Below are 21,202 nucleotides of genomic sequence, written 5' to 3' on the forward strand. Positions count from 1 at the left end.
CGGCCTGAAATCTGAATCCGCCTCTAGATCAAAGAGATAGAGCATGATGCCTGGACAAACGGTGCCCGTTTGTCCGAGAAAACCGCTTCACACTTTTCGGCATCATGCTCTAGCGTTTCGGCTCGATCAGATCCCAGAGATTGCCATGGAGATCGGCGAAAACCGCCACTGTGCCATAGGGTTCGAAACGCGGCGCCTCGCGGAATTCGACACCCTTTTCCAGCATCGCCGCATGGTCGCGCGCAAAGTCGTCGGTTTCGAGGAACAGGAAGACGCGGCCGCCGGTCTGGTTGCCGATGCTTTTCCGTTGCGCCTCGTCGGACGCCTCGGCCAGCAGCAGCCTGGCGCCCTGCCCGTCGGCCGGCGCGACTGTAACCCAGCGCTTGCCGCCGCCGAGATCGACATCCTCGAGGAGCTGAAAACCCAGCCGCTCGACATACCAGGCAATCGCCTCGTCATAATTGGCGACGACCAGCGCCACGGTCGCGACCCGGCGGTGTTCGGCAAATCCGCTCATTTGTTGCGAATTGCAAAGCGGCCGATCAGGCGGCGCTCGGCGATATCATAGACGAAGATCGTACGGCTGCCGTCGGTCAGTTCGGCGTCGATCGAGATGCGATTGCCGGACAGCGACTGGCTGACCACCTTGGCGCCGACCGGCAGCACGATGTCGCCGCTGAGCGGCTCGCCGGCGGGCACCTGGATATCGCCAGCCAGCGGCGGGTTTGCCGGCGGCGCCTTGCGGGCTTTGTAGACAATCGCCGCGATCACCACCATAAGGGCCAGCAAAAGCAGGCCAAGATTGATGGCCATGAAGCGGACGAGCTTGCCACGCATCTTTTCGACCTGGGGGTCGAGCGGCTTTTCCTGATCTTCTTCGGCAGCGGGCCGGGCCATGACAGATATTCCAGAACGGATTCTCGATGAGCGCTCATAGCGAAGAGGCCCCCCAATTGATAGGGGATCAATTGATAGAGGCAGCACCGACTGTGCTGGTGGCGGGCGCGGATGCGGCCGGCCAGCGCCTCGACCAATGGCTGGCGGCCAGCCTTGGCCCGGATATGTCGCGCAGCCGTGTGCAGATGCTGATCAGGCAAGGCGCGGTCACGATCGACGGCAAGCCGGTCGACGAGACCAAGCGCAAGATGGCCGCTGGCGAACGTGTATCGGTCGCCATGCCGGAGCCGGCGCCGGCCGAACCGCAGGGCGAGAACATCGCGCTCGATGTGCTCTATGAGGACGACGCGCTGATCGTCATCAACAAGCCGGCAGGCCTTGTCGTGCATCCCGGCGCCGGCAACTGGACCGGCACGCTGGTCAACGCGCTGATCCATCATTGCGGCGACAGCCTGTCAGGCATTGGCGGGGTGCGCCGGCCGGGCATCGTGCACCGCCTCGACAAGGAGACCAGCGGCGTCATGGTGGTGGCCAAGACAGACCGCGCCCACAAGGCGCTGTCCGAAGCCTTCGCCGACCATGGCCGGAGCGGCGATCTCGAACGCGCCTACCTGGCTTTGGTCTGGGGCATACCGCAGAGGCCGACCGGAACGGTCGATGCGCCGCTTGGCCGCGCCGCCGACCGGGTGCGCCGCGCCGTGGTGCCGGAGGGCCGCGACGACGCCCGTCACGCCGTCACCCACTTCGCCGTGCAGGAGCGCTTCGGCGCGGGACAGCGGGAATTCGCCACCGCAAGCCTGGTCGAATGCCGCCTGGAGACCGGCCGCACCCACCAGATCCGCGTCCACATGGCCCATATCGGCCATCCCGTCATCGGCGACCCCGATTATGGCCAGGCCTTCCGCACCAAGGCCAACCGGTTGCCCGAACCGCTGAAAAGTCAGGTCAAGGCATTTTCCCGCCAGGCCTTGCATGCCTGGCTCCTTGCATTTCGTCACCCGGATACCCATTTATCCCTGAGGTTCGAGGCGCCGTTACCGGGGGACATGGAGGAACTTGTCGACGGTTTTCGCAAGCTCTGAACTGCCAGCATCTAGCCTCGAGCTAGCCATCAAAAAACCTGACTGGTATTGTTCACTTTAGCGTGACACACTGTTTCGTGTTGAACAAATGCCTGTCTTTTCTGGTTTTGTTCCTGTATAAGATCTGGTGTCGCGGGCGAGCCTTCTGGTGCTCGCGTCACATGTCCGCCGCGTTTCGGGGGCATCACTCCAATAGAGAGGGGGCGCTATCATGGCCCAGTCACTACCAAGTATCGTTTCCGGTGAAGGCGGCCTCAGCCGCTATCTGGAAGAAATCCGCCGCTTTCCCATGCTGCAGCCGCAGGAAGAGTATATGCTCGCCAAGCGTTATGCCGAGCATGAGGACACTTCCGCCGCCCACAAGCTCGTCACCAGCCATTTGCGGCTCGTCGCCAAGATTGCCATGGGCTATCGCGGCTACGGCCTGCCGATCGGCGAGGTGATCTCGGAAGGCAATGTCGGCCTGATGCAGGCCGTCAAGAAATTCGAACCCGAGCGCGGCTTCCGCCTCGCCACCTATGCCATGTGGTGGATCAAGGCCTCGATCCAGGAATACATCCTGCGCTCGTGGAGCCTGGTCAAGATGGGCACGACCGCCAACCAGAAGCGTCTGTTCTTCAACTTGCGCAAGGTGAAGGGCAAGATCCAGGCGCTGGATGACGGCGACCTCAAGCCCGACCAGATCGCCGAGATCGCCACGCGGCTGAACGTTTCCGAAGCCGAGGTGGTGTCGATGAACCGCCGCCTGTCCGGCGACGCCTCGCTCAACGCGCCGATCCGGGCGACGGAAGGCGAGTCCGGCGAATGGCAGGACTGGCTGGTCGACGACCACGAAAGCCAGGAAGAGATGCTGATCGAGCAGGACGAGCTGGAAAACCGGCGCGGCATGCTGTCCGGCGCTCTTGCCGTGCTCAACGAGCGCGAGCGGCGCATCTTCGAGGCACGTCGCCTCGCCGAGGAGCCGCTGACCCTGGAAGAGCTGTCGGCCGAGTTCGACATCAGCCGCGAGCGCGTGCGCCAGATCGAGGTGCGCGCATTCGAGAAGGTGCAGGATGCCGTCAAGGCCGCCGCCAAGCGCCAGACCCAGGCGCTGCGCACCATCGAGGCTCAGCCCGCGGCGTAAAGCCGGGTTCGGTTACGAAAAAGCATCAAGGCGGCGTCAGGAAACTGGCGCCGCTTTTTTTGTATTCGGCTGTGGCTAGCGAAAGCGAGGGCGACAGCCAATCTCCCCACTTGAGGGGGAGAGATTGGCAACGTCAACAACGGCGCCTACAGCGTGAGCCTCCCTAAAGCCCATCCAGCGGAAACTTCAGGTACCTTCGGCCGTTGGCTTCCGGCTCCGGCAGCCGACCGCCATTCATGTTGACCTGCAGCGCGTGCAGGATCAGCCGCGGCATCGGCAGCGTCCTGTCGCGGGCTTCTCGCAGGGCGACAAACTCAGCCTCGCTATGCGCGGCGATGAGGTGGGTGTTGGTGGCCTTCTGCACCGCCACCGTGCTTTCCCATAAGGGCGCGCGGCCACCGGCCTGATAGTCATGGCCGACGAAGACGCGCGTCTCGTCCGGCAAAGCCAGGATGTTCTGGATCGAGCGCCACAGCCGCGCCGCGCTGCCGCCGGGAAAGTCCGTTCTCGCCGTGCCGCTGTCCGGCATGAACAGCGTGTCGTGGATGAAGGCGGCGTCGCCGATCACGTAGGTGATCGAGGCCAGCGTATGTCCAGGTGAAAACAGCACCTTGACCGGAAGGGTCCCGACCCGGAAGGTCTCGCCGTCCGCGAACAGCCTGTCCCATTGCGAGCCATCGGCGGGAAAATCCGGCCAGTTGTAGATCACCTTCCACAGCTTCTGGATGTCGATGATCCTGTCGCCGATCGCCATCGGCGCCCCGGTCTTCTGTTTCAGGTAGTGCGCGGCCGAGAAATGATCGGCGTGTGGATGGGTGTCGAGGATCCACTCGATCTCCAGCCCGTTTTCCCTGACGAAATCGAGCAGGGCATCCGCGCTTTTCGTACCCGTCGCGCCGGATTTCTCATCGAAGTCGAGGATCGGATCGATGATGGCGCATTGCTTCATTGTCGGGTCGGTGACGACATACTGAATGGCCCCGGTCGGCTTGTCGTAGAAGCCCCTGACCTGCGGTCTTGCCAAAGCAATGTCCAACCCGAGCTCCCAACCCAATGCCGCGGCAGGAACGATTTTCTCCGCCGAACCCCAACAGAGGCATGCTTGTCCAGCGCTGCTGGCCAGTCAAGCATGACCTGGCCAGCAAGGACGTAAAAGACAAAAATCGTTCCGGCGCCTGTCTCAGGCGGACGGCTGCTTGGTCTTCCTGAGATAGGGCAGGATGGTCTCAAAGGCGCCGAAGCGCTTGATCGCATCCTCGTTGGAAACGGCGGCGGTGATGATGACGTCCTCGCCTTGCTTCCAGTTCGCCGGCGTCGCCACCTGGTGCTTGGCGGTGAGCTGCATGGAGTCGACCGCGCGCAGGATCTCGTCGAAGTTGCGGCCCGTGGTCATCGGGTAGGTCAGCACCAGCTTGATCTTCTTGTCCGGCCCAATGACATAAACCGAGCGCACGGTGGCGTTGTCGGCGGGCGTGCGGCCTTCCGACGTCTCGCCGGCCCCGCCCGGCAACATGTCATAGAGCTTGGCGACCTTGAGGTCCTTGTCGCCGATCAGCGGATACTTCACCGACTGGCCGGTCGCCGTCTTGATGTCGTCCTGCCACTTGCCATGGCTTTCGACCGGATCGACCGAAATGCCGATGATCTTGACGTTGCGCTTCTTGAACTCGCCTTCGAGCCCAGCCATCGTGCCAAGCTCGGTGGTGCAGACCGGTGTGAAATTCTTCGGGTGGCTGAACAGGATCGCCCAGCCGTCGCCGATCCAGTCATGGAACTTGATCGTCCCTTGCGTGGTCTCGGCGGTGAAGTCCGGCGCGATGTCGTTGATACGAAGGCTCATGGTCCTACCCCTGTGACAATGCCGCAAACCCACTGCCGCGGCTCGACACCTTTTTACACCCTCGGCAGCACCAACAAAATGCTTAAACCTGCCAGCGGCAGCGCTGGCGGCGAAAAAGATGCTGTCCATCATGGCAATGGCGGCAGGAATTTTCGGATGTCCGCCGACGCCGAGGCAGCTTCCGCTGGAGAACGGCCTGCATCCGGCGCGCGGTGCTTCAGGCCTTGTTGATCGCCAGCGTTGCCGTCAGATCTTCCATGCGCTGCGCCAGCGCGCCAAGCGCGGTGGTCAATACGCTGTCGCTCTTGTCGGCCTTGGTCAGCGCCTCGTCGCGCGTCTTGCGCAAGGTCAGCACCTCGCTTTCCATGCCCTTGACGCGTTTCTGCAGCTCCGAAAGCTCGTCCATCACCATGATGCCGGCCATGACGGTCAGCCGCTGGTCACCTATCTCGCCGAAGGAATCCTTCAGGTGCGAGACATACCGGTCGAACCGCTCGGCGAGGTCGATCAGATGCTCTTCCTGGCCCTCGTCGCAGGCCATCCGATACTGTTTGCCGTCGATTGAAACCGTGACCTGCGCCATGGGCCAGCTCCTATCTGTCCAACACGGCTCGGATGGTTTCCATGGCGGTCACCAGCCGTCGCGAGACTTCCTTGTTGGCGTCTTCCAGCCGTTCGGCGCGTGCTTCGGAATTGTCGAGTTCCTGCGCCAGCCGCGAGCGGTCGGCGTTCATCCGCTGCACCTCGGCCTCGGCTTCCGAGTAGTCGCGTTCATGCTCGAGCTTGGCCGCGACGGCGTTTTCCAGCCCTTCTATGGCCTTGCCCAGCCTGGCGATCACTTCCTTGAGCGTGGTTTCCCCGGTCATGGCGTTCGTCCTGTGCCCTGCCCATCACCGAATCGTTCGCGTTCAGAACGCGTTATCCCGGAAACATTAGGCACCGGGTGAAGGCGACGTCAATAAAGCTCTCGCGACTGTCCCCCGCTAACGCTAATGTTGGCCCGCCGCCGGCATCACAAGACCGGCAAATGTGCACCCGATTTGTTGACTAAAAGCCCGCGCCTGCTATGTGTCGCGCACCCTTTTCAAGGGCTCTCCCAAGCCCCCAACTCCCCACCATGGAGGAACCATGACGTCGCGTGAACAACATGACCGGATGGCCAACGCAATCCGTTTTCTCGCCATGGATGCCGTCGAGAAAGCCAATTCGGGCCATCCCGGCCTGCCCATGGGCTGCGCCGACATCGCCACGGTGCTGTTCACGCGCTTCCTGAAATATGATCCGAAGAACCCCCATTGGCCTGACCGCGACCGCTTCATCCTGTCGGCCGGCCATGGGTCGATGCTGCTCTATTCCCTGCTGCATCTGACCGGCTACGAAGACATGACCATCGACCAGATCAAGCACTTCCGTCAGCTTGGTTCGAAGACCGCCGGCCATCCCGAATACGGCCATGCCACCGGCATCGAGACGACGACCGGCCCGCTCGGCCAGGGTCTCGCCAATTCGGTCGGCTTCGCGCTTGGCGAGCGCATCATGAACGCTGCCTTCGGCAACGACCTCGTCGACCACTACACCTATGTGCTGGCCGGCGACGGCTGCCTGATGGAAGGTGTCTCCCAGGAAGCCATCGCGCTTGCCGGGCATCTCAAGCTCAACAAGCTGATCGTCTTCTGGGACAACAACAACATCTCGATCGACGGTCCGGTCTCGCTCGCCGACAACACCGACCAGGTCGCCCGCTTCCAGGCCTCCGGCTGGAACGCCAGCCATATCGACGGCACCGATCCCGAGGCGATCGCCTACGCCATCGAGGCCGCCCGTCATTCCGACAAGCCGACGATGATCGCCTGCAAGACCACCATCGGCTTCGGCGCGCCGACCAAGGCCGGCACCAACAAGGCACATGGCTCGCCGCTCGGCGCCGACGAGATCGCCGGCGCGCGCAAGTTCTTCAACTGGCACTCGGCGCCCTTCGAGATTCCGGCCGATATCCTCGAAGCGTGGCGCACCGCCGGCAAGGGCAGCCTCAAGGCGCGCACCGACTGGGAAGGCCGCCTCGCCAAGGCCGAGCCGAAGCTGAAGGCCGAGTTCGAGCGTCGCGTCGCCGGCAAGCTGCCGTCCAATTTCGACGCCGTCATCGCCGACTACAAGAAGAAGCTTGTCGCCGACAAGCCGAAGGTCGCCACGCGCAAATCGTCCGAAATGGCGCTCGAAGTCATCAACGGCGCCGTGCCCGAAACCATCGGCGGCTCGGCCGACCTGACCGGCTCCAACAACACCAAGACCAGCCAGACCAAGAACATCACGCCCGACGATTACGGCCAGCGCTACGTTCATTACGGCGTCCGTGAGCACGGCATGGCGGCCGCGATCAACGGCTTGACGCTGCATGGCGGTCTCATCGCCTATGGCGGCACCTTCCTGTGCTTCTCGGACTATGCCCGCCCGTCGATGCGGCTCTCTTCGCTGATGGGCATCCGCTCGATCTTCGTCATGACCCATGATTCCATTGGGCTCGGCGAAGACGGCCCGACCCACCAGCCGGTCGAGCATCTGGCGGCTCTGCGCGCCATCCCGAACCACAATGTCTTCCGTCCGGCCGACGCGGTGGAAACCGCCGAATGCTGGCAGATCGCGCTCGAATCGGAAAAGACGCCCTCGACCTTGGCGCTGACCCGCCAGAACCTGCCGACGGTGCGTACCGAGTTCGTGGAAAAGAACCTGAGCAGCCAGGGCGCCTACGAACTGGCCGCCGCCAGCGGCGAGGCGGCGGTGACGATCTTCGCCACCGGCTCCGAGGTCGAGATCGCGCTTGGCGCCCGCGACCTGCTGGAAAAGCATGGCCACCCGACCCGCGTCGTCTCGGTGCCTTGCTTCGAACTGTTCGACAAGCAGGGCGACGACTACCGCAAGAAGACGATCGGCAATGCACCGATCAAAATGGCGATCGAGGCCGGCATCCGCCAGGGCTGGGATCACCTCATCGGCTCGGACGGCATCTTCATCGGCATGACCGGCTTCGGCGCCTCGGGCACCATCGAACAGCTCTACCCGCATTTCGGCATCACCGCCGAGGCGGCCGCAAAGGCGGCGGAAACCCGCCTGCACGGCAAATAAGGGATTGAGGCGTGCCCGCGAAGGCGTCCAGAGCGACTTCGTGGGCTGGCTGGCCCAACCTAATCGATTTAAATCCATGCCTTGGATGGCTGGATTCTTCTGCCGTCCGCCGCTATGAAGCTGCGGACCAAATTACCTTCCAGCTCCCAGGGAGAGAAGAATGACCGTCAGAGTTGCCATCAACGGATTCGGCCGCATCGGCCGCAACATCCTGCGCGCCATCCATGAATCCGGCCGCAAGGACATCGACGTCGTCGCCGTCAACGATCTCGGCCCGGTCGAGACCAACGCGCACCTTTTGCGCTTCGACAGCGTGCACGGCCGCTTCCCGCATGAAGTCTCGGTTTCCGGCGACCAGATCACCGTCGGCAGGGAAAAGTTCAAGGTCACCGCCATCAAGGATCCGACGCAGCTGCCGTGGAGGGAACTCGGCGTCGATATCGCGCTCGAATGCACCGGCATCTTCACCGCCCGCGACAAGGCCGCCGCGCACCTGACCGCCGGCGCCAAGCGCGTGCTGGTCTCGGCGCCTGCCGACGGCGCCGACCTGACCGTCGTCTACGGCATCAACCACGACAAGCTGACCAAGGACCACATCGTCATCTCGAACGCCTCCTGCACCACCAACTGCCTAGCGCCGCTGGCCGCCGTGCTGCATGAGACGGTCGGCATCGAAAAGGGCATGATGACGACGATCCACTCCTACACTGGCGACCAGCCGACGCTGGACACCATGCACAAGGATCTCTACCGCGGCCGCGCCGCGGCGCTGTCGCAGATCCCGACCTCGACCGGTGCCGCCAAGGCGATCGGTCTCGTCCTGCCCGACCTCAAGGGTAAGCTCGACGGCATCTCGATCCGCGTGCCGACGCCGAACGTCTCGGTCGTCGATTTCAAGTTCATCGCCAAGCGCCCGACCACGGTCCAGGAAATCAATGAGGCGGTCATCGCCGCTTCCAACGGCAAGCTGAAGGGCATTCTTTCCGTCACCCATCATCCGAACGTCTCGATCGACTTCAACCACGATCCGCATTCCTCGATCGTGGCGCTCGACCAGACCAAGGTGATGGACGGCAACTTCGTTTCGGTGCTGTCCTGGTATGACAATGAGTGGGGTTTCTCCAACCGCATGTCCGACACAGCGGTCGCATTCGGCAAGACCATCGCCTGATCGCGGATCATCTAGAGACTTGAAACGCCCGGCTTCGTCCGGGCGTTTTCATTTGCCGGAGCCACAACGCGGAACCGTCCGAAAATCAGCGGCATAGGCAAAAAACCACCCTCCCGCCTTGCGCTGGTCACGCCTTCGCCCCACTCTCCGGCAAAGCGGGAGAGTAGAGGAATTCGAGGGGCAAATCACGGATGGAGCATGCGATCTATCTCGTCACGCTGGTCGGCACGGCGCTCGTTGTCGCCGCCGCGTTTTCGAGCCTGATCGCCTTCCGCTTCGGCGCCCCGCTCCTGCTTCTGTTTCTCTGCATCGGGCTCGCCACCGGAACCGACGGCCTCGGCATCGAGTTCGACAATGCCCGCATCGCCTATTTTGCCGGCTCACTGGCGCTGGCCGTCATCCTGTTCGATTCCGGCTTCGGCACGCCGCTCAACGCCTTGCGGCAAGCGGCGGGGCCGGCGCTGTCGCTGGCGACCTTCGGCGTCCTTCTCACCACCGGCCTGTTCGGCGCCGCCGCCCACTACCTGCTCGATCTTACCTGGCTGGAATCCTTCCTGCTCGGTGCTGCGGTCGCTTCGACCGATGCGGCGGCGGTGTTCTTCCTGCTGCGTGCCGGCGAGATCAATCTGCGCGAGCGCGTGCGCTCCACGCTTGAGGTGGAATCCGGCACCAATGACCCGATCGCCATCTTCCTGACCATCACCCTGGTCGAGATCATCGCCGCCCACGCCAATCCCGAAGCCAATGTCCTGGTCACCAACCTGGTGCTCGGCTTCCTCGTCAATATGGGGCTCGGCGCCATTGTCGGCGTACTCGGCGGTCTTGGCATCGTGCGCCTTGTCGACCGGCTCAATCTCGATCATGGGCTGCTGCCGATCTTCGTGCTGACCCTGTCGCTGATGGTCTTTGCCGCCGCCGGCGCGATCGGCGGCTCGGGTTTTCTGGCGGTCTATCTCGCCGGTCTCATCGCCGGGAATTCCGACATCCGCGCCGTCACCATCCTGAAGCGTTTCCAGGACGGCATGTCTTGGCTGGCGCAGATCATCATGTTCCTGATCCTCGGCCTGTTCGCCACGCCTTCGCAATTCCCGGCGATCATGCTGCCGGCGGTGCTGCTCGGTCTGTTCCTGATGTTTATCGCGAGACCCATCGCGGTCTGGCTCTGCCTGGTCCCGTTCCGCCTGCCACGCCCCGAAGTCGCCTTCGTCTCCTGGGTGGGCTTGCGCGGCGCCGTCTCGATCCTGCTCGCCATCACCCCGCTGCTCGGCGGATTGGAAAATGGCCGCACCATCTTCAACGCAGCCTTCATCATCGTTCTGGTGTCGCTGGTCATCCAGGGCTGGACGGTCGGCCCGCTGGCGCGTCGCCTCGGCCTGATCGTGCCGGCGCGGCTGGGACCGCTGGACAAGGTCGAGCTCGAATTGCCGGGTTCCGCCCATCACGAGCTGCTCGCCTATCGCGTGGCGCCGGGCAGCCCAGTGGCGCGCGGCGAGCGCATCCCGCGCTGGGCTCGACCCTCGCTGGTGCTGCGTGACGGCCGCTCGATGCGCTTCCAGGACATGGGACGGCTCGCCGCCGGCGACCAGGTCTACATCTTCGTGCCCGATCGCTATCCGCGCCTGCTCGACAAGCTGTTCGCCAGCCGCGCGGTCGTCGATCCCGAGGATGCCGATTTCTTTGGCGCCTTCGCCGTCGACCCGGCGCGCTCCGCCGCCGAACTGGAAGCCGCTTATGCGCCGGGACTGACCGAGGCGGAACAGAAGCAAACCGTTGGCGCGCTGGTCACTGCGCGGCTCGGCGGCCATGCCGAATACGCCGACCGCGTGCTGATCGGTCCGATCGAGCTGATCGTCCGCGACGTCGACGACAAGGGCAGGATCACCGGGCTCGGCCTCTCCTTCGAGCCCACCGCGCCGGTGGCGCGTGTGCCGGTCTTCCTCAGCGCCGGCGAGATCGGCGACCGCCTCGGCGCCTTCATCCGCAACTGGCGCAAGCCGGCTGAGGCGCCTGCCGCCGAGACACAGGCGGAAGAGACGTCCGCCCCGGGACCGGCAGCGGGGAGAAGAGGGAATCCCTAGCAAATGCCACCGGCCATTCAGAACGGGGACTGGCCGGATCGCGCCATTGCGGTCATTCGGCGGGACAATATGCCTGTCCCTCCCCGCCGAATTCTGCAATGGCAAACGAGATAATGCTACGCAAGCGTGGCGTCATGCGTCGATCGCGATGGTAGATGAGTGACATGGGCCGCTCTCGCAGATGCCAATCCGGGAAGAGCCGGACGAGAAGGCCCACCTGTATATCCGAAGTCAGCAGAATGGACGGTTGCATAATTACGCCCAGCCCAGCGCGAGCAGCCATGCGTACGGCCTGACCGCTATTGACGGTGATCGACATTTTGAGATCGATTTCGACCTCATCCTTACCTTTCGATAGCCTCCAGGGCGATCGTGCTGCTGGGGTAAAGCCGATGGTTTCGTGGCCGGAAAGCTCGCTTGGATGGTGAGGATTCCCGTGGCGCGTGAGGTAATCCGGTGAAGCACAAATCATCATTCGATAGGGAGCAAGATGACGTGCAACGAGGCGGCTATCGGGTAACTCTCCGATGCGAATCGCGATGTCGAAACCTTCTTCCACGATATCGACGTTGCGATCTGTCAACGTGATATCCAGCGTCACGTTAGGGGCAAGCTCTCGATAACGCTGCAAGGCTGGCATTAAAACCTCTGCCCCAAAAGTCGTTGGCGCTGTGATCCTCAATAGCCCGCGAGGCTTCGTCTGCGATGCCTCTGCTTCCTGATCGGCAACGGCCACGCGCTCCAGGATATCCCGGCACTGCTCGACATAGCTCATGCCAAAATCCGTCAGGCTCTGGCGACGCGTGGTTCTATTCAGAAGTCGCGTACCGAGCCGTTCCTCTAGTGCGGCCACGTGCTGCCCGACCATCGCAGGCGATATGCCGAGCTTCGCGGATGCCGCGCTCATCGAGCCTTCCTGCACCGTTGTTACAAACACCTGCATGGAGCGGAAAAGGCCCATTCGATACCTATGCTTTTAAATGAGTAAATACCTTTACCTATTATCACGGAATAATATGGGAATTACAACGGCCACGACCCAATTCATTTAAGGAGCACGGCATGACGCAGACCAGATTCATGGGCAAAACGGTTCTCATTACGGGTGCTGGAACCGGTATGGGGCGGGCCGCTACCCTTCGCTTGGTGGCGGAAGGTGCACAGGTTGTCCTGGTCGGGCGCCGCCCCGATCCGATCCACCAACTGCTGTCCGAGATCGAGACATCGGGTGGTGCGGCAATTGCGATTGCTTGCGATATTGCGGACAACGAAGCAGTCGCGGCGACTGTGGAGAAGACAATTGCGCGTTTTGGACGTCTGGACGCCGTGTTCGCCAATGCTGGGGTCTTGGGCGAATTTAAACCGTTGGCAGTGACTGATGCAGACGATTTCGACGTGCTCGTCGGCACCAACCTTCGAGGTACCTTCTTCACGATCAAGCACTGCCTGCCATTCCTGGAAGGAGGCAGCATTCTCATCAACGCCTCGTGGACAGCAGGCGGAGTGATGCCAGGTGCGGGGGCTTACGCAAGCACGAAGGGGGCGTTGCTTGCCATGATGCGTACGTTCGCGGTGGAGCAGGGTACTCGGAACATCCGGATTAATGCCATCAACCCGGGCATCATTCTTACACCGATGGCAGATGACGTTATCGATCCGGCTTTTGCCGCACGCCTAGCCGCCCATACGCCTCTTCGGCGGAACGGAACATCGGAGGATGTCGCAGGTACCGTCGCTTGGTTACTTTCCGAAGATGCCAACTTCGTCACCGGGCAAGAGATCACCGTTGATGGCGGCTATACAATAGGAGGTCTCCGGCCCTAGGGCCGAGACAACCGTGTTCCTGACGTAATCCTAAGTCGCTCGCAAAGTTCGGCCGACGGTTGATTTTGTGAGCTCTTCAATGTCCGCAATGGGCACTGCCGCGAGCAGATTCATGCTGCGATTTGTATGCCAGATCCGTAATGTGTTCAGGTTTTTCCCAGCATGCTCGCCATAAGCTGGATCTCGGCATTGTGAGGGGCAGTGCTAACCACCGCCACCGCCATAGCCTCGCACCGACCTCAAAATTTCGCACCGCACCGCGGCCAAAGCCTTGCATCGCCGCCGATGCGGGGTATGGTCCCGGCGATTTTCCGAGGAAAGGGATCGGCATGGCTGCCTTCAGGACACTGGACGACATCGGCAACATCAGCGGCAAGCGCGTGCTGGTGCGCGTCGACCTCAACGTTCCCGTCGCCGACGGCAAGGTCACCGACGCCACCCGCATCGAGCGCATCGCGCCGACCATCGCCGAACTTTCGGCCAAGGGCGCCAAGGTCATCCTGCTCGCCCATTTCGGCCGCCCGAAGGATGGCCCCTCGCCCGAATTCTCGCTGGAACCGATAGCCAGGGCGACAGCCGAGGTGCTCGGCCGTCCCGTCGGCTTTGCCTCGGATTGCGTCGGCGACACGGCGGGAAGCGCCGTCGCCGCCATGAACAAGGGCGATGTGCTGCTGCTCGAAAACACCCGCTTCCATAAGGCCGAGGAGAAAAACGATCCGGCCTTCACAGAACGGCTCGCCGCCAATGGTGACATCTTCGTCAACGACGCCTTTTCCGCCGCCCACCGCGCCCATTCCTCGACGGAGGGGCTGGCACACCTTTTGCCGGCCTTCGCCGGCCGCACCATGCAGGCCGAACTCGAAGCGCTGGAGAAGGGCCTGGGCGATCCGGTCCGTCCGGTCGTCGCCATTGTCGGCGGCGCAAAGGTCTCGACCAAGATCGACCTGTTGATGAACCTGGTGAAGAAGGTCGACGCGCTGGTCATCGGCGGCGGCATGGCCAACACCTTCCTTGCCGCGCGCGGCACCAATGTCGGCAAGTCGCTGTGCGAGCATGATTTGGCCACGACCGCCAAGCAGATCATGATCGAGGCGGCAGAGTCCGGCTGCGCCATCATCCTGCCCGTCGACGGCGTCGTCGCCAAGGAATTCAAGGCGGGTGCTGCCTGCGAGACCGTCGCCATCTCGGATGTGCCGGCCGACGGCATGATCCTCGATGTCGGCGCAAAAACCGCGACCGCCGTCGGCGAATGGATCGACCGCGCCGCGACGCTGGTCTGGAATGGCCCGCTCGGCGCCTTCGAGATCAAGCCGTTCGACCACGCCACGGTGGCAGCGGCCAAGCACGCGGCGGCACGCACCAAGGCCGGCAAGCTGGTCTCCGTTGCCGGTGGCGGTGATACGGTGGCAGCCCTCAACCACGCCGGTGTCGCCGACGATTTCACCTATGTCTCGACCGCCGGTGGCGCCTTCCTGGAATGGATGGAAGGCAAGCCGCTGCCGGGCGTCGACGTTCTGAAGCGCTGAGGCGATCAACATAGAGCGAGCCATCACGGGCGCCTCTGACTTTCAATCGATTCGAGCTTTCCGATGCCATTCCTTTGGCGGTAGACTTCCGTTAAGCGCGGAACGAACCCTTTCAGGAGAAGCATGATGAGCGAACGTCTCGAAGACATTGCCGCCGCGATCGTGGCCGACGGCAAGGGCCTGCTGGCCGCCGACGAAAGTTCCGGCACCATCAAGAAGCGCTTCGACGTCATCGGCGTCGAATCGACAGCCGACAGCCGCCGCGACTATCGCGAGATGATGTTCCGCGCCAAGGACGCGATGACCAAGTACATTTCCGGGGTCATCCTCTATGACGAGACGATCCGCCAGAAGGCCGCCGACGGCACGCCGCTGGTCGACATCATCAAGGCTTCAAACGCCATTCCCGGCATCAAGGTCGATGCCGGCGCCAAGCCTCTGGCCGGCTTTCCCGGCGACACCATCACCGAGGGTCTCGATGGGCTGCGCGAGAGGCTTGCCGACTACTACAAGCTTGGCGCCCGCTTCGCCAAATGGCGGGCGGTGATCGACATCAATACGGCCAAGGGCGTGCCGTCGGCCAATTCGATCAACTCGAACACCCATGCGCTCGCCCGCTATGCCGCACTTTGCCAGGAAGCCGGCATCGTGCCGATCGTCGAGCCGGAAGTGCTGATGGACGGCGCCCACGACATCGACACTTGCTACGAAATCTCCAAGGCAACGTTGATGCGCCTCTATGACGAGCTTTACGCGGCGCGTGTCGTGCTCGAAGGCACGATCCTGAAGCCCAACATGGTCTTGTCGGGCAAGAAGTCGGGCACGGTGGACAGCCCCGAAGAGGTCGCCGAGAAGACCATAAAGCTGTTCCGCGAGACCGTGCCGACCGCGGTGCCGGGCATCGCCTTCCTCTCCGGCGGCCAGGAGGACGAGGAGGCGACCGCCAACCTCAACGCCATCAACGCCATCGGTCCGCATCCGTGGAAGCTGACCTTCTCCTATGGTCGCGCGCTGCAAGCCGCCCCGCAGAAGGCATGGAGCGGCAAGGCATCGAACGTTGCCGCCGGCCAGGCCGCCTTCACCCACCGCGCCCACATGAACCATCTGGCGGCGCTGGGCAAATGGAAGCCGATCCTCGAACAGGCCGCCTGATTTTTATCTTTCTGTCCTCATTCAAACCCGGGCCGATGCGCCCGGGTTTTTGTTTGTGGCTGCCGGACTTGGGGCCGAGCCTCGCCGTTCTTATTTCCCCTGCAGCAAATCGGCAGCGATGTCGGTTCGTGCCCATCCCGAACGTCCTTGGGGTGCAGACAGGAGAAGTTCATGCATCGCAACAAGGTTGTTTCACGCGAAGAATGGTTCCAGGCACACAAGGCACATCTCGCCCGCGAGAAGGAACTGACGCGGCTTCGCCAGCGCATCGCCGCCGAACGGCGTGAATTGCCCTGGTTGAAGATCAGGAAGGACTATGTCTTCGAGACCGAGCAGGGGCCGAAGAAACTGGCCGACCTGTTTGGCGCCAACAGCCAGCTGATCGTCTACCATTTCATGTTCGGGCCGGGCTGCGTCCATCATTGCGAGGGCTGCTCCTTCCTTGCCGACCATATTGACGGCGCCAACCTGCATCTGCGGCATCATGACGTGTCGCTGGTGGTGATCTCGCGCGCGCCGCTGGCCGAGCTTTTGCCCTACAAGCAGCGCATGGGCTGGAAATTCGACTGGGTGTCGTCCTATGCCTCGGATTTCAACTTCGACATGCAGGTCTCCTTCACCGACCGGCAGATCGCGGCCGGCGACACCACCTACAATTTCGAGACCCGTCCCCGGACGTCGAAGGAGCTTCCCGGCACCAGCGTCTTCTACAAGGACGAAAACGGCGACATCTTTCTCACCTTCATGTCGCGCGCCCGCGGCGGCGAGGCGCAGATCGGCGCTTACGACTATCTCGACATGACGCCGAAAGGCCGTAACGAGACCGGCCCCTATCACGGGCTGATGGACTGGGTGCGGCTGCATGACGAATATCAGGACAACCAGGCCGGCAAGGCCAACTGCTGCGACTGAAAGCGTTCACCTCGGCCGAAACATGCGCTAAGGCTGCCGCTGATCGTTAAACGGTATCGCCATGCGCTTCCCGGCCGTTCTCACCTGGTTCGCCTTCCCCGTCTATGTCTGGCAAGGATTGGGCGTGCGCCGCCGCACCTCGCGCATGCTGCCGGCGCAGGGACCGGTCATGCATGAGATATCGGGCGAAGCGCCTGATATCTCGCTGCTGGTGCTGGGCGACTCCTCGGCCGCCTCGGTCGGCATCGGCAATTCCGAAAACGGCCTGGCCGCGCAACTCGCCGTGCTGATCTCCCAGTGCACCGGCCGCGCGGTGCGCTGGCGCGCCGCCGGCTTCAATTCGGCGACATCGGGCCAGATCCGCGACCATGTCCTGCCCAATCTGTCGGCTGATCCGTGGACGCATATCGTGCTCGCCATCGGCACCAACGACACCAAGAATTTTCATTCCGTGCCGCGCTTCAAGAAGGAGTTCGGCGGCCTGCTTTATGCGCTGCGCGCCAAATGGCCGGAGGCGCGCGTGGTGTGGTCACCGGTGCTGGAATTCACGCGCGCGCCGGCCATGCCGCCGCTGCTTGGCAAGATCCTCGAAATCCGCGCCACCGCAATGAACCGGATGGGCGAACGTCTCTGCCTGGAACGCGGCGCGGTGCCCGCACCTCGCCTGCCGATCACCAACCCCGAGGCCGGTTTTGCCTCCGACGGATTCCATGCCTCGGAAGCCGGCTATCGCGCCTGGGCGGAACATCTCGTCGGCCCGGTGCTTGCCGGCTGAACACCGACCGCGCCGTTTGGGCAGCTATGTCAAATGGCCGAGCACCGCAGCCAGCGAGATCGCCGCCATGGCCAGCAGTGCCAGCTTCCAGAAATCGGCGCGGCGCTTCAGTCCGGGCCAGCCGAGCGGCTTGATCAGCTGGATGACCATGAAACCGACGATGACAAGGGCGAGGAGTTTCGTCATGCCGCCTTTGATCAGCAACGCGGCTGGCTGTCAAAGCGCGTTGTGCCGTCTATGGGAAAGAACAGGCGCCACGATCCCGGGACATGGCGCCCGCTTTTTGTACAGAGCGGTCTACTTCAGAGGCTTGAGACCCGCCTCGATCGAAGCGCGCTTCGGTTCAAGGAAAGGCGGCAAGGCAAGGCTCTCGCCCAACGTCTCCAGCGGCTCATCGGCGGTGAACCCCGGTCCGTCGGTGGCGATCTCGAACAGGATGCCGTTCGGCTCGCGGAAATAGAGCGAGCGGAAGTAATAGCGCTCGACCTCGCCGCTCGACGGCAGGCGGAATTCGGCCAGGCGTGCGGTCCATTGATGCAGCGTTTCCTGGTCCGGCGCCCTGAAGGCGACGTGGTGAACTGCACCGGCGCCTTGCCTTGCGGGTGCCAGCCCGGGCTGCACGGCAACATGAAGCTCCGCCGCCGGCCCGCCTTCGCCCATTTCGAAGACATGAACCTCGCCCTCGCCGTCCGGCGAGGCATAGTCGCGGACCTTGCGCATGTTCATCACCCTGGTCAGCACCGCCTCGGTGTTGGTGATGTCGGGGACACTGATGACGATCGGTCCGAGCCCGCGGATCTGGTGCTCGGCCGGCACCGGGCTTTGCGCCCAGGGATGGCTGCCGCCTTTGCCGCCATCGCTGACCAGCCGCAGGCGCTGGCCCTCGGGATCCTCGAAATCCAGGCAGGGGTAGCCGCCGATATCGGCAATCTCTCCTGCCACGATGTTTTCATCGGCCAGGTGCTGCTTCCACCAGGCAAGGCTCTCCTGGCTGCCGACCCTGAGGCTGGTCCGCGCGATGCTGTTTGTGCCGCGCCGTTCCCGGCCAACCGGCCAGTCGAAGAAGGTGAGATCGGTGCCCGGCGTTGCCTCGCCGTCGGCATAGAAGAGATGGTAGGCCGAGGTATCGTCCTGGTTCACCGTCTTCTTGACCAGCCGCAAGCCGAGCACCTTCGTGTAGAAGTGAAGATTGCCGGGCGCATTGGCGGTGATGGCGGTCAGATGGTGGATTCCTGTCAGTTGCAGGCTCATGGTCGTCTCCCTGTTTTTGGGGAAGAATTTTCTCCTTTCATATCAGAACTCCGGTCATGTCGCTGAAGGCCGCTTAATCCGACAGTCCGTCACCGCCGAGTGAACAGCAACATAACAATTGGTACTCTGCTGGTGAACAGCCGAGCGCCGCTGACCCGGCTTCGGCCACGCGTGACGGAGCGAAAACGAAGCTTTCCCCAAGGGATCTGCATCAATCGAAACAAACGTCCAGCGCCCTGCCACCCTCCTGACAGACTGCTGTCAGGAGGGGTATGCGATACTGCCTCCAGTTAAAGAGAGGAGACTAGCCATGAACGGTTTCACCATCCTGCGGGGCGTGCAGCATTATGTCGGCAAGGTTCGCACCATGCGCAACGAAATCCGCACACAGCGTTTCTTGAACTCGCTTCCCGCGGACATCCGCAAGGATATCGGCTGGCCGGATATGTATGCCGACCGTCGCCTTCGCGGCAATTGAGAAGAATTTTTCGACATCGCGGCTTGGACACGGACGTCTGAACGCCCAGATATCAACGCAGTTGCCCAAAGGTGACCCGGTTTGGGGGCACGACATGCATGAACACAACGTCCGACGCGCAAGGGATGGTTTTGCCGACTGGGAATATGGTCTGCTTGCAGCCTCGGCGGTCGAATGGTTCGGCGCTCGCGCCGTGTCGCTGACGCCCGAAGGCAAGCCGGTGACCGGAATCAGCGGTTTTCAGCTGACCCCCGACCGCTCGGCCGGCGTTGATGAGAATGCTGACCTCGATGCCGTCGCCGTGATCGGTTCCGATCAGTGGGCGGGCGAAGCGCCGCCGGATGTCGCCGAACTGCTCAATGCCGTTGCAGCGCGTGGCGGCGTGGTGGGCGGTATCTGCGCCGGCACGCTGGCGCTGGCCCGGGCCGGCATGTTCGAGAAAGCCAAACATACCAGCAATGGCCGTGATTGGATCAACGGCCATGAAGCCGGCTATGCCGGTGATCTGAACTATCAGGACGTGCCGCACGCCGTGGCCGACGGCAAGATCGTTTCCGCGCCGGGTTCGGCGCCCGGCACTTTCACCCTCGCCTTTCTGAAGACGCTCTACCCCGAAAGAAGCAGCGATCTCGCGCAAATGCGAACGCTGTTCGCCCGGGAATATGCTGAAGCCTCCTGACACTATGCTGTCAGGAGGCACGTGCGATGGTGGGATAATGCGCATGGCCGGCCGAGAGGACGATCGATGAAAAGCTGGAACGACAGGCTGAACACGCCTGGCATCAACGGCGTGAAACCAACGCCGCGTTCGATGGGGGACGTCATCGAAGGCCAGCCGATGCTGGTGCCGACGGCGCGGCAGGTCGACGATTTCATCCGCTCGATTCCCGAAGGCGTCGAAATGGACGTCCGCGCGCTGCGCACGGCGCTTGCCGTCGAACATGGCGCCGAAGTGACATGTCCGGTCACCATAGGCTATCATCTGCGCACCGTTGCCGAGGCCGCTAATGAAGACCTCGGGCGCGGCATGACGCTGGGCGACATCGCGCCCTTCTGGCGCGTGCTCGATGCGAAGACGCCGACAACGAGTAAACTGTCCTTCGGCGCGGAGTTCGTCGCCGCGCAGCGCAAGCGCGAAGGGCTGAGACCATAATGCATGTCATCTGGAAGTGGGTCCGGTCCGGGAGCCACGACATGCATAAAAACACTGGGGAAGCAAACGATGCGGCGCGCCGACAGGCTCTTTCAAATCGTGCAGCATCTGCGTGGTGGCCGTCTGGTCACCGCGCAGAAGCTTGGCACGTGGCTCGAGGTTTCCGAGCGAACGATCTATCGCGACATAGCCGACCTGCAGTCGACCGGGGTGCCGATCGACGGCGAGGCTGGCGTTGGTTACATGATGAGGGAGGGTTTCGACCTTCCGCCGCTGATGTTCACGCGTGACGAGATCGTGGCGCTGGTTGCAGGCGCGCGCATGGTGCGCGCCTTTGGCGGCGCCGCCATGGCGCGTGCCGCCGACGAAGCGCTGGTCAAGATCGGCGCCGTGCTGCCCGATGCCGAAAAGGACCGCATCGCCCGCACCGAGATCCACACGCCGATGTGGGTGGTCAGCGACGCCGCCCGCGAGGCGATCGACCTGATCGAGCGCGCGGTGGAAAAGCGCCAGGTCTTGACCATTGACTACTCGGACGAGGCCGGGCGGGGCACCGCGCGCGACATCAGGCCGCTCGGCCTGTGGTTCTGGGGCAAGGTGTGGACGCTGGTGGCCTGGTGCGAGATGCGCGATGACTTCCGCGCCTTCCGCATCGACCGCATAGCCTCGGTGGTGATCGCCGGCCGCATCTTCAAACCGGAGCGCGGCAAGCAGCTTGCCGACTTCTACCGCGCCGTGGAGCGCAGCGAGGACTACGGCATGGCGCCGGATCGCGCGGCGCGAAGCTGACAAAAAAGCCCGCGCGAAGCGGGCTTTTCGT

23 protein-coding genes are annotated in these 21,202 nt (G+C 62.9%); 14 read left to right on the top strand and 9 right to left on the bottom strand.

All coding sequences use genetic code 11. The features are described 5' to 3' along the window. Positions 1 to 109 precede the first annotated feature (109 nt). Positions 110 to 517 (bottom strand): VOC family protein, encoded by a 408-nt coding sequence (locus tag JT360_RS01155; RefSeq protein ID WP_214469651.1) that lies wholly within the window; start codon positions 515 to 517, stop codon positions 110 to 112. Next, entirely contained in the window at positions 514 to 897 is a 384-nt protein-coding gene (locus JT360_RS01160) for a fimbrial protein (RefSeq protein WP_214469652.1), read from the bottom strand. The genes JT360_RS01155 and JT360_RS01160 overlap by 4 nt, the downstream gene beginning before the upstream one ends. Positions 898 to 923: 26 nt before the next feature. Here JT360_RS01160 and JT360_RS01165 point away from each other — a divergent pair, with 26 nt between their 5' ends. Continuing rightward, positions 924 to 1,979 carry an RluA family pseudouridine synthase gene (locus tag JT360_RS01165; RefSeq protein WP_214469653.1) on the top strand — a complete coding sequence of 352 codons (1,056 nt, stop codon included), beginning with the start codon at positions 924 to 926 and terminating at the stop codon, positions 1,977 to 1,979. A gap of 211 nt (positions 1,980 to 2,190) precedes the next feature. Further along, positions 2,191 to 3,102 carry an RNA polymerase sigma factor RpoH gene (rpoH, locus tag JT360_RS01170; protein ID WP_019861619.1) on the top strand — a complete coding sequence of 304 codons (912 nt, stop codon included), beginning with the start codon at positions 2,191 to 2,193 and terminating at the stop codon, positions 3,100 to 3,102. 163 nt (positions 3,103 to 3,265) lie between these two features. Here the strand turns inward: rpoH and JT360_RS01175 are convergent, their stop codons facing one another. From JT360_RS01175 to JT360_RS01190, 4 genes are all read right to left on the bottom strand, one after another. Further along, positions 3,266 to 4,126: an MBL fold metallo-hydrolase gene (locus tag JT360_RS01175; RefSeq protein WP_250888553.1), complete on the bottom strand. Its 861-nt coding sequence runs from the start codon at positions 4,124 to 4,126 to the stop codon at positions 3,266 to 3,268. Positions 4,127 to 4,282: 156 nt separating this feature from the next. Next, the gene (locus tag JT360_RS01180; protein WP_214469655.1) at positions 4,283 to 4,942 is read right to left on the bottom strand and encodes a peroxiredoxin; all 660 of its coding nucleotides are present in this window, start codon (positions 4,940 to 4,942) and stop codon (positions 4,283 to 4,285) included. Between the two features lie 217 nt (positions 4,943 to 5,159). Further along, positions 5,160 to 5,525, bottom strand: a complete 366-nt coding sequence (locus JT360_RS01185) for a cell division protein ZapA (protein WP_214469656.1) — start codon at positions 5,523 to 5,525, stop codon at positions 5,160 to 5,162. A 10-nt stretch (positions 5,526 to 5,535) separates the two neighbouring features. After that, a complete protein-coding gene (locus tag JT360_RS01190; protein WP_006200774.1) occupies positions 5,536 to 5,808 on the bottom strand; it encodes a DUF4164 domain-containing protein in 273 nt (90 codons plus the stop codon). Positions 5,809 to 6,070: 262 nt separating this feature from the next. Between JT360_RS01190 and tkt the strand changes: the two genes are divergently transcribed. The 3 genes from tkt to JT360_RS01205 all read left to right on the top strand — a co-directional run bounded on the left by tkt (position 6,071) and on the right by JT360_RS01205 (position 11,311). Continuing rightward, positions 6,071 to 8,062 carry a transketolase gene (gene tkt / locus JT360_RS01195; RefSeq protein WP_214469657.1) on the top strand — a complete coding sequence of 664 codons (1,992 nt, stop codon included), beginning with the start codon at positions 6,071 to 6,073 and terminating at the stop codon, positions 8,060 to 8,062. Positions 8,063 to 8,222: 160 nt separating this feature from the next. Beyond that, positions 8,223 to 9,233 carry a type I glyceraldehyde-3-phosphate dehydrogenase gene (gene gap, locus JT360_RS01200; protein ID WP_214469658.1) on the top strand — a complete coding sequence of 337 codons (1,011 nt, stop codon included), beginning with the start codon at positions 8,223 to 8,225 and terminating at the stop codon, positions 9,231 to 9,233. 191 nt (positions 9,234 to 9,424) lie between these two features. Continuing rightward, positions 9,425 to 11,311, top strand: coding sequence for a potassium/proton antiporter (locus JT360_RS01205; protein WP_214469659.1), 1,887 nt, complete (start codon positions 9,425 to 9,427; stop codon positions 11,309 to 11,311). Between the two features lie 52 nt (positions 11,312 to 11,363). On the opposite strand, the gene JT360_RS01210 is transcribed toward JT360_RS01205, so the two are convergent. Then, positions 11,364 to 12,272, bottom strand: a complete 909-nt coding sequence (locus JT360_RS01210; protein ID WP_214469660.1) for a LysR family transcriptional regulator — start codon at positions 12,270 to 12,272, stop codon at positions 11,364 to 11,366. 101 nt (positions 12,273 to 12,373) lie between these two features. Between JT360_RS01210 and JT360_RS01215 the strand changes: the two genes are divergently transcribed. From JT360_RS01215 to JT360_RS01235, 5 genes are all read left to right on the top strand, one after another. Further along, on the top strand, positions 12,374 to 13,135 hold the full coding sequence (locus tag JT360_RS01215; RefSeq protein WP_214469661.1) for an SDR family NAD(P)-dependent oxidoreductase: 762 nt from the start codon (positions 12,374 to 12,376) through the stop codon (positions 13,133 to 13,135). Between the two features lie 329 nt (positions 13,136 to 13,464). Then, a complete protein-coding gene (locus tag JT360_RS01220) occupies positions 13,465 to 14,661 on the top strand; it encodes a phosphoglycerate kinase (RefSeq protein WP_214469662.1) in 1,197 nt (398 codons plus the stop codon). 126 nt (positions 14,662 to 14,787) lie between these two features. Further along, entirely contained in the window at positions 14,788 to 15,813 is a 1,026-nt protein-coding gene (locus tag JT360_RS01225) for a class I fructose-bisphosphate aldolase (RefSeq protein ID WP_214469663.1), read from the top strand. A 171-nt stretch (positions 15,814 to 15,984) separates the two neighbouring features. Next, positions 15,985 to 16,725, top strand: coding sequence for a DUF899 domain-containing protein (locus tag JT360_RS01230; RefSeq protein WP_214469664.1), 741 nt, complete (start codon positions 15,985 to 15,987; stop codon positions 16,723 to 16,725). Positions 16,726 to 16,786: 61 nt separating this feature from the next. Continuing rightward, positions 16,787 to 17,500 (top strand): SGNH/GDSL hydrolase family protein, encoded by a 714-nt coding sequence (locus tag JT360_RS01235; RefSeq protein ID WP_214469665.1) that lies wholly within the window; start codon positions 16,787 to 16,789, stop codon positions 17,498 to 17,500. A gap of 24 nt (positions 17,501 to 17,524) precedes the next feature. Here the strand turns inward: JT360_RS01235 and JT360_RS01240 are convergent, their stop codons facing one another. Both JT360_RS01240 and JT360_RS01245 read right to left on the bottom strand, forming a co-directional pair. Then, positions 17,525 to 17,686 (bottom strand): hypothetical protein, encoded by a 162-nt coding sequence (locus JT360_RS01240; RefSeq protein ID WP_214469666.1) that lies wholly within the window; start codon positions 17,684 to 17,686, stop codon positions 17,525 to 17,527. 111 nt (positions 17,687 to 17,797) lie between these two features. Further along, positions 17,798 to 18,751 carry a ring-cleaving dioxygenase gene (locus JT360_RS01245; RefSeq protein WP_214469667.1) on the bottom strand — a complete coding sequence of 318 codons (954 nt, stop codon included), beginning with the start codon at positions 18,749 to 18,751 and terminating at the stop codon, positions 17,798 to 17,800. 310 nt (positions 18,752 to 19,061) lie between these two features. Between JT360_RS01245 and JT360_RS01250 the strand changes: the two genes are divergently transcribed. From JT360_RS01250 to JT360_RS01265, 4 genes are all read left to right on the top strand, one after another. Then, positions 19,062 to 19,229, top strand: coding sequence for a hypothetical protein (locus JT360_RS01250; RefSeq protein ID WP_214469668.1), 168 nt, complete (start codon positions 19,062 to 19,064; stop codon positions 19,227 to 19,229). 94 nt (positions 19,230 to 19,323) lie between these two features. Further along, positions 19,324 to 19,908, top strand: a complete 585-nt coding sequence (locus JT360_RS01255) for a DJ-1/PfpI family protein (RefSeq protein ID WP_214469669.1) — start codon at positions 19,324 to 19,326, stop codon at positions 19,906 to 19,908. A gap of 66 nt (positions 19,909 to 19,974) precedes the next feature. Next, complete coding sequence (locus JT360_RS01260) at positions 19,975 to 20,382, top strand: hypothetical protein (RefSeq protein WP_214469670.1); 408 nt, start codon at positions 19,975 to 19,977, stop codon at positions 20,380 to 20,382. A gap of 69 nt (positions 20,383 to 20,451) precedes the next feature. After that, complete coding sequence (locus tag JT360_RS01265) at positions 20,452 to 21,171, top strand: helix-turn-helix transcriptional regulator (protein ID WP_013529238.1); 720 nt, start codon at positions 20,452 to 20,454, stop codon at positions 21,169 to 21,171. The last annotated feature ends 31 nt before the right edge of the window (positions 21,172 to 21,202 follow it).

Source organism: Mesorhizobium sp. dw_380, assembly GCF_018588885.1.
Taxonomy (GTDB): domain Bacteria; phylum Pseudomonadota; class Alphaproteobacteria; order Rhizobiales; family Rhizobiaceae; genus Mesorhizobium.

Coding starts and splice junctions, on each gene's coding strand:
- rpoH (WP_019861619.1), top strand. CDS start 2,191: ATGGCCCAGTCACTACCAAGTATCGTTTCCGGTGAAGGCGGCCTCAGC.
- JT360_RS01220 (WP_214469662.1), top strand. CDS start 13,465: ATGGCTGCCTTCAGGACACTGGACGACATCGGCAACATCAGCGGCAAG.
- gap (WP_214469658.1), top strand. CDS start 8,223: ATGACCGTCAGAGTTGCCATCAACGGATTCGGCCGCATCGGCCGCAAC.
- JT360_RS01225 (WP_214469663.1), top strand. CDS start 14,788: ATGAGCGAACGTCTCGAAGACATTGCCGCCGCGATCGTGGCCGACGGC.
- JT360_RS01160 (WP_214469652.1), bottom strand. CDS start 897: ATGGCCCGGCCCGCTGCCGAAGAAGATCAGGAAAAGCCGCTCGACCCC.
- JT360_RS01190 (WP_006200774.1), bottom strand. CDS start 5,808: ATGACCGGGGAAACCACGCTCAAGGAAGTGATCGCCAGGCTGGGCAAG.
- JT360_RS01255 (WP_214469669.1), top strand. CDS start 19,324: ATGCATGAACACAACGTCCGACGCGCAAGGGATGGTTTTGCCGACTGG.
- JT360_RS01260 (WP_214469670.1), top strand. CDS start 19,975: ATGAAAAGCTGGAACGACAGGCTGAACACGCCTGGCATCAACGGCGTG.
- JT360_RS01215 (WP_214469661.1), top strand. CDS start 12,374: ATGACGCAGACCAGATTCATGGGCAAAACGGTTCTCATTACGGGTGCT.
- JT360_RS01180 (WP_214469655.1), bottom strand. CDS start 4,942: ATGAGCCTTCGTATCAACGACATCGCGCCGGACTTCACCGCCGAGACC.
- JT360_RS01265 (WP_013529238.1), top strand. CDS start 20,452: ATGCGGCGCGCCGACAGGCTCTTTCAAATCGTGCAGCATCTGCGTGGT.
- tkt (WP_214469657.1), top strand. CDS start 6,071: ATGACGTCGCGTGAACAACATGACCGGATGGCCAACGCAATCCGTTTT.
- JT360_RS01165 (WP_214469653.1), top strand. CDS start 924: ATGAGCGCTCATAGCGAAGAGGCCCCCCAATTGATAGGGGATCAATTG.
- JT360_RS01235 (WP_214469665.1), top strand. CDS start 16,787: ATGCGCTTCCCGGCCGTTCTCACCTGGTTCGCCTTCCCCGTCTATGTC.
- JT360_RS01185 (WP_214469656.1), bottom strand. CDS start 5,525: ATGGCGCAGGTCACGGTTTCAATCGACGGCAAACAGTATCGGATGGCC.
- JT360_RS01155 (WP_214469651.1), bottom strand. CDS start 517: ATGAGCGGATTTGCCGAACACCGCCGGGTCGCGACCGTGGCGCTGGTC.
- JT360_RS01240 (WP_214469666.1), bottom strand. CDS start 17,686: ATGACGAAACTCCTCGCCCTTGTCATCGTCGGTTTCATGGTCATCCAG.
- JT360_RS01245 (WP_214469667.1), bottom strand. CDS start 18,751: ATGAGCCTGCAACTGACAGGAATCCACCATCTGACCGCCATCACCGCC.
- JT360_RS01210 (WP_214469660.1), bottom strand. CDS start 12,272: ATGGGCCTTTTCCGCTCCATGCAGGTGTTTGTAACAACGGTGCAGGAA.
- JT360_RS01205 (WP_214469659.1), top strand. CDS start 9,425: ATGGAGCATGCGATCTATCTCGTCACGCTGGTCGGCACGGCGCTCGTT.
- JT360_RS01250 (WP_214469668.1), top strand. CDS start 19,062: ATGAACGGTTTCACCATCCTGCGGGGCGTGCAGCATTATGTCGGCAAG.
- JT360_RS01230 (WP_214469664.1), top strand. CDS start 15,985: ATGCATCGCAACAAGGTTGTTTCACGCGAAGAATGGTTCCAGGCACAC.